This is a genomic window from Anabaenopsis sp. NIES-4685, assembly GCF_059725405.1.
The window spans coordinates 4,521,466-4,535,964 of record NZ_AP043602.1; the positions used below are offsets into that span (position 1 = coordinate 4,521,466).

At 44.0% G+C, this 14,499-nt stretch carries 11 protein-coding genes and 1 tRNA gene; 9 read left to right on the top strand and 3 right to left on the bottom strand.

Annotation, left to right across the window (positions count from 1 at the left end):
* Positions 1-48: 48 nt before the first annotated feature.
* The 5 genes from AC6IZ0_RS19590 (at position 49) to AC6IZ0_RS19610 (ending at position 5,280) form a co-directional block, all read left to right on the top strand.
* Positions 49-921: an aldose epimerase family protein gene (locus AC6IZ0_RS19590; protein WP_497724487.1), complete on the top strand. Its 873-nt coding sequence runs from the start codon at positions 49-51 to the stop codon at positions 919-921.
* Positions 922-976: 55 nt separating this feature from the next.
* A tRNA-Lys gene (locus tag AC6IZ0_RS19595) sits at positions 977-1,048 on the top strand.
* A gap of 681 nt (positions 1,049-1,729) precedes the next feature.
* Entirely contained in the window at positions 1,730-2,809 is a 1,080-nt protein-coding gene (fba, locus tag AC6IZ0_RS19600) for a class II fructose-bisphosphate aldolase (RefSeq protein WP_497724489.1), read from the top strand.
* Between the two features lie 155 nt (positions 2,810-2,964).
* The gene (locus tag AC6IZ0_RS19605; RefSeq protein WP_497724491.1) at positions 2,965-3,522 is read left to right on the top strand and encodes an alpha/beta hydrolase; all 558 of its coding nucleotides are present in this window, start codon (positions 2,965-2,967) and stop codon (positions 3,520-3,522) included.
* A 207-nt stretch (positions 3,523-3,729) separates the two neighbouring features.
* Positions 3,730-5,280, top strand: coding sequence for an ATP-binding protein (locus AC6IZ0_RS19610; RefSeq protein ID WP_497724493.1), 1,551 nt, complete (start codon positions 3,730-3,732; stop codon positions 5,278-5,280).
* 2 nt (positions 5,281-5,282) lie between these two features.
* Here the strand turns inward: AC6IZ0_RS19610 and AC6IZ0_RS19615 are convergent, their stop codons facing one another.
* Positions 5,283-5,411, bottom strand: coding sequence for a hypothetical protein (locus AC6IZ0_RS19615; protein ID WP_497724494.1), 129 nt, complete (start codon positions 5,409-5,411; stop codon positions 5,283-5,285).
* Positions 5,389-8,178: a tetratricopeptide repeat protein gene (locus AC6IZ0_RS19620; RefSeq protein ID WP_497724495.1), complete on the bottom strand. Its 2,790-nt coding sequence runs from the start codon at positions 8,176-8,178 to the stop codon at positions 5,389-5,391. Before AC6IZ0_RS19620 ends, AC6IZ0_RS19615 begins: the two co-directional genes overlap by 23 nt.
* A 375-nt stretch (positions 8,179-8,553) precedes the next feature.
* Here AC6IZ0_RS19620 and AC6IZ0_RS19625 point away from each other — a divergent pair, with 375 nt between their 5' ends.
* A complete protein-coding gene (locus AC6IZ0_RS19625) occupies positions 8,554-9,816 on the top strand; it encodes an urease accessory protein UreH domain-containing protein (protein ID WP_497724497.1) in 1,263 nt (420 codons plus the stop codon).
* On the top strand, positions 9,794-10,414 hold the full coding sequence (locus tag AC6IZ0_RS19630) for a hypothetical protein (RefSeq protein ID WP_497724499.1): 621 nt from the start codon (positions 9,794-9,796) through the stop codon (positions 10,412-10,414). Before AC6IZ0_RS19625 ends, AC6IZ0_RS19630 begins: the two co-directional genes overlap by 23 nt.
* Positions 10,415-10,474: 60 nt before the next feature.
* Here the strand turns inward: AC6IZ0_RS19630 and galE are convergent, their stop codons facing one another.
* Positions 10,475-11,473 carry a UDP-glucose 4-epimerase GalE gene (gene galE / locus AC6IZ0_RS19635; RefSeq protein WP_497724500.1) on the bottom strand — a complete coding sequence of 333 codons (999 nt, stop codon included), beginning with the start codon at positions 11,471-11,473 and terminating at the stop codon, positions 10,475-10,477.
* 294 nt (positions 11,474-11,767) lie between these two features.
* On the opposite strand from galE, the gene fraI reads away from it, so the two are divergent.
* Positions 11,768-12,508, top strand: coding sequence for a septal nanopore formation protein FraI (fraI, locus tag AC6IZ0_RS19640; RefSeq protein WP_271730697.1), 741 nt, complete (start codon positions 11,768-11,770; stop codon positions 12,506-12,508).
* Between the two features lie 221 nt (positions 12,509-12,729).
* Positions 12,730-14,481 carry an ABC transporter ATP-binding protein gene (locus AC6IZ0_RS19645; RefSeq protein WP_497724502.1) on the top strand — a complete coding sequence of 584 codons (1,752 nt, stop codon included), beginning with the start codon at positions 12,730-12,732 and terminating at the stop codon, positions 14,479-14,481.
* The last annotated feature ends 18 nt before the right edge of the window (positions 14,482-14,499 follow it).

The window sequence follows — 14,499 nt, forward strand, 5'->3', positions numbered from 1 at the left end:
AGACCTAAACACAAAGATGATCCGCTCTACTATTAAGGACTAAAACTTGTGTTTACTATCACTGTTGAACAGCAACAATACAAGACTTACATCCTCACCGATGAAACCGCAGGCTCTCAAATAGAAGTCGTACCCGAAAGAGGCGGGATTATCACCCGGTGGCGTGTCCGCAACCAAGAAATTTTCTATCTGGATAGTGAACGCTTTACCCATCCCCAATTGAGTGTCAGAGGTGGAAATCCGATTCTGTTCCCTATCTGCGGAAATTTACCAGATAACATTTACACCTATAACGGGCAAAGGTACACTCTCAAACAACATGGTTTTGCTCGTGATTTACCTTGGGAAGTGACTCACCAGGAAACTCAAGATAAAGCTAGCCTGACTCTGGTACTCAAAAGCAATGACCAAACTAAAGCAGTTTATCCTTTTGACTTTCAACTCATTTTTACTTACGAGTTAAAAGGCAATACTCTAGAAATTAAACAGCAGTATCAAAATTTGTCATCTACACCCATGCCCTTTTCTGCGGGTTTCCATCCCTACTTTTTGACCAGTGGTGATAAGCATCAGCTACAGTTTCACATCCCCTCCCAAGAATATCAAGACCAATCTACTAAAGAAATTCACCCGTTTGATGGTAGTTTTGATTTTACCCGTGAGGAAATTGATGTCGGTTTTGGGGGTTTGACTAGCCAATCTGCCACAGTCATAGACCCCAATCGTCAACTCAAGTTAACTTTAGATTACGATCGCATTTATTCTCGTCTGGTGTTTTGGACCATCAAAGGCAAAGACTTTTACTGTCTAGAACCTTGGACTGCTCCCCGGAATGCCCTAAATACAGGTGAAAATCTGACGGTATTAGCTCCAAAAGCTAGCAGCACCGCATCTGTGAGATTAACAGCAAATCTTTTATAAAAATACTTGCTAATCCCAGAAGCCCATGTTATGATGACAAAGTTGCAAAACAAAAGGGTCGCTAACTCAACGGTAGAGTACTCGGCTTTTAACCGATTAGTTCCGGGTTCGAATCCCGGGCGACCCACTAGGAAAAATCACGTAAAATCTCTAAAATGATGTTTGTCAAGTCGTGATTAGTGTATCAACTATTGTTTGACCCCACCCTCTCCTTACAAGGGTAGGTTTTTAATATGATCTGTGAAGGCAAGACCACCGAAGACAAGGAAGGAAAGTGGACAAGGAAGATTTTATCCGGACAATGGTCTTTTAATGGGCTATTTTTCTTACTAAGAATACAGACTTTGTACTGTTTTTCTCCCTTGTCACCTAGTCCACCTTGTCCACCTTGTCTTGTCCTTGTCAGGGGAGGGGACTGGATTTTATTGTTTTTTGTGTGTTCGGTGTGTTCCCTGTTCCCTGTTCCCTAATATAAAAATTACCTGTTTAACACTTTCCAAACATCCTCTAAGAAAATGCGATCGCCAACCTGAACAAACAATCAATTCAACAACTATTACCTCTGGAAGGGAAATTCAAGGTTTATAGCATCTAGAGATACTAAAAACCTTAAGCCTGGGTGTAACTTGATGTACAGTAGCAGATGGGAAATATAGGGCATCCTGATGGAAGATGGCAGAAAATTTCTCAGAATAAACAACCATCACTAGTTATAATTTCCTATAAGTTGAAAAAAGTATTAAGATTAGCGTAAATATTACGCTCTTCGGAAACCGATTAGCCCAAAAACACATTAGGAGGAATATATATGGCGCTCGTACCAATGCGGCTGCTTTTAGACCACGCGGCTGAAAACGGTTACGGTATTCCGGCGTTTAACGTCAACAACCTAGAGCAGATTCAGGCAATTCTCAAAGCAGCAGCAGAGACAGATACCCCCGTAATCTTACAAGCTTCTCGTGGTGCTCGTTCTTATGCTGGAGAAAACTTTCTACGTCACCTGATCTTGGCTGCAGTAGAAACCTATCCCGAAATTCCCATTGTCATGCACCAAGATCATGGTAATGCGCCTTCTACCTGCTACTCCGCAATCAAGAACGGCTTTACCAGCGTCATGATGGATGGTTCCTTGGAAGCAGACGCTAAAACCCCCGCTAGCTTTGAGTACAACGTCAATACCACCCGTGAAGTAGTGAATGTTGCTCACGCCTTGGGTGTCAGCGTAGAAGGTGAATTGGGTTGCTTAGGTTCCCTAGAAACCGGCGCTGGTGAAGCTGAAGATGGTCACGGCTTTGAAGGTACACTTGACCACTCTCAACTACTAACAGACCCAGACGAAGCAGCGGAGTTTGTAGAGAAAACCCAAGTAGATGCTTTGGCTGTAGCCATCGGTACCAGCCACGGTGCTTACAAATTTACCCGTAAGCCAACCGGTGAAATCTTGGCCATTAGCCGCATTGAAGAAATTCACCGCCGTTTACCTAACACCCACTTGGTAATGCACGGTTCCTCTTCCGTACCTGAAGATTTAATCGCCTTGATTAACGAGTACGGTGGTGCAATTCCCGAAACCTATGGTGTACCTGTAGAAGAAATTCAAAAGGGTATCAAGAGCGGAGTCCGTAAAGTTAACATCGACACCGACAACCGTCTAGCTATCACCGCCGCCGTTCGTGAAGCACTAGCAAAAGCTCCCAAGGAATTTGACCCCCGTCACTTCCTCAAGCCTTCCATTAAATATATGCAGAAGGTTTGTGCTGACAGATACGAGCAATTTGGTACCGCCGGTAATGCTAGCAAGATTAAGCAAGTTTCTCTCGAAGACTTTGCAGCTAAGTATGCTAAGGGCGAACTGAATATGATTACTAAAGCATCTGCTAAGGTGTAATCTCCCTCAAAATTAACAGGGGGATAACAAAACAATCCTCCTGCAACTCAACTAGAGCATAGCATTGCTATGCTCTTTGAATTTATCCACAACCGTCGCCGTCAAATATATAAAATTACGTTATATTTACCTAAAAATTAATTAGTAAAAATCTTATGGCAAGCAACTGGAAAAACTTCAAAATAGTTGCAAGTTTCTTAGGTGCGATCGCCTTAACACAGTTTTGGGGGTCCAACACCTCCGTACATGCTGCGGATACCGTTGTTCTGCGATTTGGCCCCTTTGCGGAATCTATTTCCCTAGAGGAGTTACAAAACACAGCAGATACTGGGAAATTTCCCAGAGGTTTAGAGCTTTACACCGGTAGAATATCTGAAGAACAAAGTCGCTTCTTTGTCAGACTGCTGAGAACCAAAGTACCCATAGATGTGGTGACAGTGAATAGTCTACTCAATACACAAATGGGCATAACAATTCTTAATAATGTCTCCCAGGCTGTAGTCAGAAAAGATGACGCGGGGGTACAAGCACTCAGAGCAGCATTAGTATTAGGTGCTACTCAGCCTCAAGGTCTTTCTGTGATCAATTTTATTGCCGCTTATCCCAGTCAACGCCTAGAAATTGATGTGCTAAAAGCCTTCTATGTAGCGAAACGGTTCCCAAAACTCAGGGAAATTCCTCAGGCTATCAAACTAAGGGATCAGGTAGTTTAATCACCATGTCACACAGATCCCCGACTTCTAGCTAAATTATCCTAGATTATCTCTGATTATGTTAAGAAGTCGGGGATCTTACTCATGCAGGTGCGAACTGGTTGCAGCAGCGCTTCGCTATCGCCTTACAGTACTGGGCAATGTCTCACCAACATTCGCTCAACCGTCATAGAAATTATAATTAAATCAACCTATACCTAAACTATTATGACTAAATGGTTTAACACCGCAGGCCCTTGTCAACCAGATATCCACTATACCCTACCCACCACTGAACGGTTACCAGAGTTAAAACGCCTGATTGAACAGCGCAATTACTTTGTCATCCATGCACCCAGACAAACCGGTAAAACCACTGCCATGCTCACCCTAGCACAGGAATTAACAGCCAGTGGTAAATATACTGCTGTCATGGTATCCGCAGAAGTAGGCTCACCCTTTCCCAATCAGCCAGAAATAGCAGAACAGGCAATTTTAGGTGCTTGGCGAGAGGCGGCAAGATTTTGGCTACCCAAGGAGCTAGAACCACCGGTGTGGTCAAATGCACTACCAGGACAACGGATAAATACTGCTTTAACTGCCTGGGCGGAGGCTTCTGTGCGCCCACTGGTGGTGTTTATTGATGAAATTGACTCCCTGCAAAATCAAACTTTAATTACTGTCTTAAGACAGTTAAGGGACGGTTTCCCCCGTCGTCCCCAAGGTTTCCCCCAATGTGTAGCCTTAATTGGGATGCGGGATGTACGTGATTATAAGGTAGCCTCCGGTGGTACTGATAGATTAAATACCTCTAGCCCCTTTAATATCAAGGTGCGGTCTCTGACTTTAAATAATTTCACTTTAGAAGATGTGAAAAGTCTGTATGAGCAACACACCCAAGCCACAGAACAAATATTTACCCCCGAAGCCATTAACCACGCCTACGATTTAACCCAGGGTCAACCTTGGTTAGTCAATGCTTTAGCTCAGGAAGTTACAGAGTATTTAGCAGAAGACGTAAATATCCCCATCACAGTAGACTTAATCAATCAAGCCAAAGATATACTAATTCAAAGGCAAGACACCCACTTAGACAGTTTAGCAGAGCGACTGCGGGAAGATAGGGTAAAAGCCATTATAGAACCTATTTTATCTGGGGAAGAATTACCCAACACCCCAGAAGACGATCGCCGTTATCTGTTAGATTTAGGTTTAGTGATTCGCAGTAAAGAAGGTGGGTTAAAGGTAGCTAACCCCATCTATCAAGAGGTCATCCCCAAGGTGTTATCCCAGGGTACTCAAGATAGTTTACCGATGATTCAACCTAGTTGGTTAACACCCACAGGGGAGTTAAACCCCCAAATATTGTTAGAAACCTTTTTAGACTTTTGGCGACAACACGGAGAACCATTATTTAAAAGTACCCCTTACCCAGAAATTGCGCCACATTTAGTATTAATGGCATTTTTACACCGTGTAGTTAATGGTGGTGGTAGCTTAGAGCGGGAATACGCCATCGGCTCTGGGAGGATGGATATATGTCTGCGTTATGGGGATGTAGTCTTAGGGATGGAATTAAAAGTATGGAAACAGGGTAAACCCGACCCCTTACAGCAAGGATTGGTACAATTAGATAAGTATTTATCAGGACTCAATCTAGATACGGGATGGTTAATCATATTTGACCGTCGCCCCGATTTACCCCCCATCAGCGATCGCACTACCACCGAAATAGCTCTAAGTCCCAAGGGGAGAAATATTACAGTCATTCGGGGGTAGGTTTAGATTTGTTGACGGTGGTCGGTGAGCGGAGTCGATAGCGATAGCGTGGCGTTAGCCATACCGTTGACGGTTGATTGTTGACTGTTGACGGTTGACGGTTGACTGTTAACGGGGAAAGACGACAGCACGAATAGCGCGATTGTAGTAAGCATTAGCATAATTAGGATCAATCGCAATGGCTTTGTTATAATCAGCCAGAGCTAAATCCCATTTCTGCTGGTTATAGTAAACAAGACCGCGATTGTAGTAAGCTTCAGCATAATTAGGATTAAGTTTAATAGCTTGGGTGTAATCAGCCAGGGCTAAATCCCATTTTTTCTGGTTATGGTAAACAAGACCGCGATTGTAGTAAGCATTAGCATAATTAGGATTAATTGCAATAGCTTTGGTGTAATCAGCGACGGCTAAATCCCATTTTCGCTGGTTATGGTAAACAAGACCGCGATTGTAGTAAGCATTAGCATAATTAGGATTAATTGCAATAGCTTTGGTGTAATCCGCGACGGCTAAATCCCATTTTTTCTGGCTACGGTAAACATTACCGCGATTGTAGTAAGCTTCAGCATAATTATGATCAAGAGCAATGGCTTTGTTATAATCAGCCAGAGCTAAATCCCATTTCTGCTGGTTACGGTAAACAAGACCGCGATTGATATAAGCTTCAAAGGTCAAGGTTTCTTCTAGGTCATTGGGCGATCGCCACAGTTTAATAATGCTGTTGGGATTAGTGAGAAATAAACCATAACGCGTATAAGCATAAATCTGAGTTGCTATTAATCCCACTATGGCGCTAACTAATAATATTTTTACCCTATGGGGATTAGGGGTGGGAGTGGTTACAGGTTGGCTCTGGGGTGCAGTTGTCTTGACCGAAGTAGCAGAAAATGCCCCAAACCACAGTTTGATAGTGTTGTCCCCACTCCCACTAGCCAGGGTTTGACCATCCCGGCTGAATCCTACAGAATAAACCGGTTTAGAATGACCGGTGAGGGTGTGGCGAACCTTACCTGTGGTAACATCCCACAGTTTGATAGTCTTGTCCCCACTCCCACTAGCCAGGGTTTGACCATCCGGGCTGAATGCTACAGAATAAACCGAGTAAGAATGACCGGTGAGGGTGTGGCGAAGCTTACCTGTCCTCACATCCCACAGTTTGATAGTCTTGTCCCCACTCCCACTAGCCAGGGTTTGACCATCTGGGCTGAATGCTACAGAACAAACCGGTTCAGAATGAGCGGTGAGGGTGTGGCGAACCTTACCTGTGGTAACATCCCACAGTTTGATAGTCTTGTCATAACTCCCACTAGCCAGGGTTTGACCATCCGGGCTGAATCCTACAGACGTAACATAGCTAGAATGACCGGTGAGGGTGTGGCGAACCTTACCTGTCCTCACATCCCACAGTTTGATAGTCTTGTCCCCACTCCCACTAGCCAAGGTTTGACCATCCGGGCTGAATCCTACAGACCTAACCCAGTTAGAATGACCGGTGAGGGTGTGGCGAAGCTTACCTGTCCTCACATCCCACAGTTTGATAGTCTTGTCCCCACTCCCACTAGCCAGGGTTTGACCATCCGGGCTGAATCCTACAGACGTAACATAGCTAGAATGACCGGTGAGGGTGTGGCGAACCTTACCTGTCCTCACATCCCACAGTTTGATAGTGTTGTCACCACTCCCACTAGCCAGGGTTTGACCATCTGGGCTGAATCCTACAGACGCAACCCACCCAGAATGACCGGTGAGGGTTGTGGGTGAAAAGTTACCACTGGGTGAGGTTGTAACTTTTGCTGATGGGGATGTTTGAGTCGTTGCAGTGGTTACAGGTTGGCTCTGGGGTGCATAATTAGGAGGAGACGGCTGGACTTTTACACTCCCTGGAAAAATCTCAACCCCAATTTTACTAACGCGATCGCACCAATAGCAGCTACCATAACTTTGGCTATAGTAGTGACTGTCAATCTGGTTACAGAGTATTAAACTTTCACTAGCAACTTTTAACGCCTGGAACCATTCCTCGGCACTGGGGCGTAAATCAGGATTTGTATACCCATCATTAAAGCATCTAAGAAAACAACTTTTTACCTGTGGATGGAGAATTTCTAGGGGTATGGTTCTATCTACGGGTTCCAGTAACTGATGGTGAGAATATAGCCATATACCCCGACGGATATATTCACCAGGTTCTGGCGGTTCCCCTGCACCTTTCCACCTCCCCGCATATGGACTCTGACCACTGAATAATAATTGATATATAATCACCCCCAAGCGAAATCGGTCATGGATTTCCGTTTGCTCAATGGTTGCAAAGTCCTGACCAATTAACTCCGGTGGTGTGTAGTCAGGGGTTCCCACCAAACAACGGTAAACTTTACCAGTTTGAGGATGACGCACCTGAAAAGAATCTGTATCAATAATTGAAGGTAAAGCCTGATCATTGACTAAAATATTTTGCGGCTTAATATCACCTAATACATAGCCTTGATGGTGTAACACCTTGATAATTGAGGCAATATTCCGGGCTGTATAATGGAGAAACCGCCAATCAGCCGGTAGTTTACATATTTTGTTGCGACGTGTGGGGTTGTACACATCATAAATTTCTTTTCCCGCCCGAATTTCCCCCATTAAGAACCCCACCAAATCACCCTGAGCATTTTTGAGGACTGATTCAGGCCAAGCGAAAGAAATATGATTGATGTGGCGATTTGGATCAGGGGGTGGATAGTCGAGCATCACCGCTAACTTTTGCATTCGTTCCGGTGTGGACTGGTGATAAATTTTAGCTAAATAACCACTGTGATCAGTCCGCCAAACCTTAGCTTCACCACTATTAGCCAGTTCAGTCAGGAGATTAATTGATTTACCGGTACTAGCACAAATTAGACGGGTCATAAGAGGAGTTACTTGGATGGCTGGGTTAATCAAGACAGCCACAAATACGGGATTCTTTACGAAAATCTCAGCCTAGCTTTTGTATTTCCGTGAGCTTGTTGATATTCCAGGGAAGGATCTGCCTAATCGTCAACATAATCAAATACATGATCTTCGAGTCACACAGATCCCCGACTTCTGGACAAATTATATGAGATTATTCCAATTATGTAAGAAGTCGGGGATCTTACGCCCCCTCCAAAGATACCCCATAGCACCAACCAACCTAATATATTCTCTCACCCCGTCAGCCAAGTTTGACAGCTCGTCTTTTGACAAATCCCAGAACTTACGGTAAGTTTCCGCACTAGAAGAGTGCCTGCGGAATTTATCATAATGCTAGATTTGTCACTGATCACCATCCTGGGGTTACTGGGCAGTTTTGGGCATTGCTTTGGGATGTGTGGCCCTTTAACCGTGGCCTTTTCCCTATCTCAGCAGCCCAGACCAACAGTTCCCCCCCAACCGACACCAGAAAAAAAAATACCCAATACCTGGCGACAACAATTAAAATTTCATTTCCTGTTAAACTTAGGGCGAATGTTCAGCTATGCCCTAGTTGGTGCTGGTATAGGGTCCCTGGGTTCTGTCTTACTCCAAGGTGGTCAGTTTGCCGGTGTAGGTAGTGATTTCCGGCGTTGGATGGCAATTATTACCGGATTAATGCTGATTTGGTTTGGTTTAGGACAAGTAACACCGGATTTACTACCGCGCATCCCCGTATTACATCCGTTACTCAAAGGAAGTTTACATGAGCGTCTGAGTCTAGGGATGCTGCAACTTTCCCATCAAAACAGATGGTGGACACCCATACTTTTAGGCATGACCTGGGGTTTAATGCCCTGTGGTTTCTTATATGCTGCTCAGATTAAAGCTGCGGAAACAGGCAATTTATGGATGGGTGCAGCCACCATGCTGGCTTTTGGCCTGGGAACCCTACCCACTATGCTAGGTGTGGGTGTTTCCACCTCCTTGGTAAATAAAGACCAGCGCAGTCAATTATTTCGCTTAGGCGGCTGGGTAACACTCACCATTGGCGTACTAACTTTGTTACGGACTGGCGACACCATGGTAGATTATACTGGACACGCCGCCTTACTCTGCTTAATCTTGGCACTAATTGCCCGTCCTATAAGCCGCCTGTGGGCTTCACCCTTGCGTTACCGTCGCGGTTTGGGTGTGGGTGCTTTTGTCCTGGCTGTGGTGCATACCACCCACATGATGGCACATTCATTGCAGTGGCAATTGGCAGCGTTCTGGTTCTTACCGCCGGATTTTCGCTGGGGTATGGCTGCGGGTGCTGCAGCTTTAGTGTTAATTACCCCCGCCGCCTTGACAAGTTTTGAATCACTGCAAAAATATTTGGGTAAAGTTTGGCGACAGATTCATCTATTGAGTTTACCAGCTTTACTTTTAAGTTCTATTCATGCTGTATTGATTGGTTCCCATTATTTAGGTTCCTTGCAGTTAACATGGGGCAATCAATTAGCGGTAGTATTACTAGGAACTGTTACCGTGGGCGTGTTATTGGTGCGTTCAAGTTGGTTTTGGTCAAAGTTAAATATACAAAAGTTTTATGTACCCCCAAGCAAATCCTAGTTACTGGTATGGTAACAAACCAAGAATTATCTATTACTTGTTATTTTTGACTTGCTTAGTTATATCAATAATTACAGGTCATCCTCTGTTTGCTCATCAAGTGCAAATAGCTGAAGATGTGGGTGCTACTCTCCACATGGAACCAAATGACCAGCCTCGTGCTGGGGAACTTACCCAAGCTTGGTTTGCTTTGACTCGTAAAGGTGGTCAGGTGCTTCCTTTGACAGAGTGTGATTGTGAATTATTGATTTATGCTCAACCTTATGTACCCGGAGAACCAGCCCTCATAGCACCCGATTTAGAACCGGTGACGGCTGAACGTTATCAAGGTATTCCCGGTGCTGAAATTATGTTCCCTAAGCCAGGACGGTATCAGCTACAGCTAATCGGTAAACCTACCACTGAGGGCAGTTTTAAACCATTTAAATTTGAGTTTGACGTGACTGTAGCTAGGGGAACAGCTATAAATGCAGTCAAACAAACCAATAATACACCCACTCAAGATGTGAATGTCAGGTCACGGTTAAGTATTACCGTGCTAGTCCTGGTAATTGTTATGACTTTTGCTATTGGATTTATGATACTTCGGGTAAGGTAACCTCAAGAGGAGGTATTGCAATACCTCCTAGAATATTCCGAAACTGCTGTAATTACATAATTACATATGTCGCTGTTGATGCCACTGCCAAGCATGAGTGACAATATCTTTAATCCCAGGGTATTGAGGTTGCCAATTGAGCATTTTTCTGGCTTTCTCACCACTACCAATCAGAGAAGGGGGATCACCGGGGCGGCGATCGCATTCTGCCACTGGTATACTCATACCAGTAACTTCTGCTGCGGCTGCAATCACTTCTCTGACGGAGAAGCCATTACCATTACCCAAGTTAAAAACTTCGCTCTCCCCACCCTCTAAGAGATATTGCAAACCCAAAACATGGGCATCTGCCAAATCACTGACGTGAATATAATCACGAATACAAGTACCATCAGGGGTGGGGTAATCCGTGCCAAAAATAGAAATAGAATTTCTTTTACCCAAAGCTGTGAGCAGCACCAAGGGGATTAAGTGGGTTTCTGGTTGATGATCCTCCCCTAATAAGCCACTCGGATGAGCACCAGCTGCATTAAAGTAGCGAAACCGTACTGACTTCAAACCATAAGCCACATCAAAGTCAGAAAGAATCCGCTCTACCATCAGCTTACTAGCCCCATAGGGGTTAATGGGGTTTTGGGGGTGGTTTTCCGGTATAGGTACGATTTCCGGGACTCCATAGGTCGCACAGGTGGAAGAGAAGACAAATTTTTTAATAGATGCAGCCAGCATCGCTTCTAACAGCGTCAAAGTGCCCATAACATTGTTACGGTAATATTTAGCCGGTTCCGTCACCGATTCACCTACGTAGGCATAGGCGGAAAAGTGCATAACAGCAGTAATATTGCGGGTTTTAAATAAGGCATCCAACAAAGGGCGATCGCCTGTATCCCCCACTACGAGTTCTACCTGCAACACCTTTTCCACCAAATCTTGATGCCCATAAACCAGATTATCAAGTATGACAACTTCATAACCCGCTTGCTTAAGAGCCAATACAGTATGAGAACCAATATATCCAGCTCCCCCCGTTACTAAGATGCTCGGCCTTGCAGAAGACATAGTTTTTCCTTGGGAATTGACAACCATTCAATTAATTTAGTTTACTGATGCCACATTACCCATCCGAAAAATGACAAATAATAGAGGCAGTATGAAAAAATTGGACTAAAATCACTACGAGGTCTTAGGCTGGGTGTATTTGCTCTCAAGTAATAGTACGATTACAATTTGACGATAAAATACATCTTCTGTCGGTGAATCTCTAGACTGATCATTACGTGTATGTCAGTTACTCATGGGGGAAACTCCTATTTGAAACTGGCTTACAGCCCCAAAAAATTTGAGAGTTAATCTATGTTTCTATTACTAAGCCGAGTACTGCTATGGCTGCTGATTGGCACTGTTGTATACTCCTTGTTTCAGAGGTTTTATCCTTCGGGAACCTTTATCGGGAGATTAGTTTTAGTCGTTGTTTTGATTGTCATAGCCTTGTCGTTTATTAACCCTAACGAACCGGCTGTGGCATCTTTGTGGAAGGTAGTATCATTTCCCCTCAAGCCTTTGGGCGCTTCTATTTTACTAATGATGTTTGCCGCCCAGAAGATTAAGGGGGGAGGAATAGAAAAACCAGGGGGTTATTTGCTCGGTTGGTCGCTGACAATTTTACTGTTGGCAAGTACACCAGCGATCGCCTACTTTTTGGTCAGGGTACCCATAGCAACATTAGGATATACCAACTTAGCAACACAGGAATTTATTCAGGATTCTAGAGTAGTTTCATCCATGAGACCCAATACTAATTCTGTAGAGGCTCTGGTGGCATTGCGACCAGCAACTGCACCCCCGATAATTTCTGATGTGGTGGGGAATAATATCTTGTTCAATCAAGAACAAAGTCATACAAATATAGCCTTTAATTCTTTGGGTGTGAATGTTTCACCTTACCTAGCCCAAACTCGTCCAGACAGCACTCGCGGCTTGCGAATTGAGGACTTTGTACCTAGTGCAGAAACCCTGCAACTGACAACCCAAGTATGGGAAAGTTATCTCAACCAGATTTACTTTTTCTTGCGTGGTGACCAAGCACCTCGCTAAAGCTGAAAGTGCAAAAATAGGAATCACCGAATAATGAACCACAGATATTTGATCATATTTATCCGTCAGCATCTGTGGTTTAATCTGAAAAATATTGACTTGCTGCTTGATTGGCTTCTCTATTCGCTAAAGTAGGATAGGGCGGATTGCTGAAATTCCCATAACATCAGAGATTTATCAGCAGTTGATCCCCAGGATAATTAAGTTGCAATATCGCTTTAATGGCAGAATCTCGACGACTGGCTAAAATCGGTGCTTATTTACGTCCCCATTGGCGGGAAACTACATTAGGCATTCTTGCTTTATTATCTGTCAATGGGCTGGGTGTTTATATTCCCTGGTTGATTCGTTCAGCCATTGACCAACTTTCGGCTAGCTTTAATTTCAACCAAATATTATATTATGTAGTCCCAATTGTCTTGCTCACTTCCGCCATGTGGCTCATCCGTATGGCTTCGCGGATTTGGCTGTTTGGGGTGGGGCGACAGGTAGAATTTGACCTGAAACAACGCATTTTTGAACACCTACTCAAGCTGGAACCCGCTTATTTTGTCACTAATACTGCTGGAGATTTAATTAATCGGGCCACCAGTGATGTAGACAACGTGAGGAGGTTGGTGGGTTTTGCTGTACTGAGTTTAGCAAATACTATCTTTGCCTATGCTCTCACCCTACCAGTAATGTTAAGAATTAGTGTCAATCTTACACTGGCTTCTTTGGCTGTGTATCCTTTCATGTTCTGGTTAGTACATCTATTTAGCAATCGTCTCCGTAAGGAGCAAGCTGTAGTACAAGAAGAACTATCCGACATCAGTGAACTAATTCAAGAGGACATTAGCGGTATTGCTCTAATTAAAATCTACGCCCAAGAAGACAATGAGCGTCGAGCTTTTGGTCAAAAGAACCAGCAGCTATTGGCGGCTAACCTACAACTGGCTAAAAGCCGCAATATACTGTTTCCTTTAATTGGTGGTTTAGCTAATCTCAGTTCTCTGGTAATCATCTGGCTGGGAAGCTTACAAATCTCTACGGGAACTCTGGCTGTAGGAGATTTTTTGGCCCTGCTGATTTATGTAGAACGTTTAGTGTTTCCCACAGCTTTATTAGGTTTTACGATTACAGCTTATCAACGTGGTGAAGTGAGTATTGACCGCCTGGAGTCTATTCTGTCTGTAACACCGAAAATTCAAGACGCACCCGATACTGTACATTTGCCCAAGAATGAGATTAAAGGAGAAATCAGGGCTATTAATCTCAACTATACCTACCCTGGTGCCAGTACTGCGGCTTTAGATAATATCAGCTTTACTATTTTTCCTGGGGAAACACTGGCCATTGTCGGGGCCATTGGTTCTGGTAAATCAACTTTAGCTAATGCCTTACCGCGTTTGTTAGATATTCCACCGGGGCAATTGTTCCTCGATGATGTCGATATTACTAAGATATCATTGGCGGATTTACGTCAGTCCATTGCCTATGTTCCTCAAGATAGTTTTTTGTTTAGCACTACAATTAAGAATAATATCCGCTACGGTGACCCAGTCGGTGAATTACAACTCATAGAGGATGTTGCTAAAATAGCCCAAATTGATGGCGAAATTAGGAATTTTCCCCAGGAATATGAAACCATTGTGGGGGAGCGGGGTATAACTCTTTCTGGAGGTCAACGACAACGTACCGCCTTAGCTAGGGCGATGTTGGTGGAGGCTCCAATCCTAATTTTAGATGATGCCCTTTCCAGTGTAGATAATCAAACTGCTACAAAAATCATACGTAATCTTACGAGTAAAGGCAGTCGCAAAACCATAATTTTCATCACTCATCAGCTATCGGCGGCGGCGACGGCTGACCGGATTTTTGTGATGGATAAGGGCAAAATTGTCCAAATAGGCAATCACTCAGAACTATTGCAAACAGATGGTCTTTACAAAAAATTGTGGCATCAGCACCAGGTAGAAGAGTTACTACATTGAATTTCAACCACAGACACA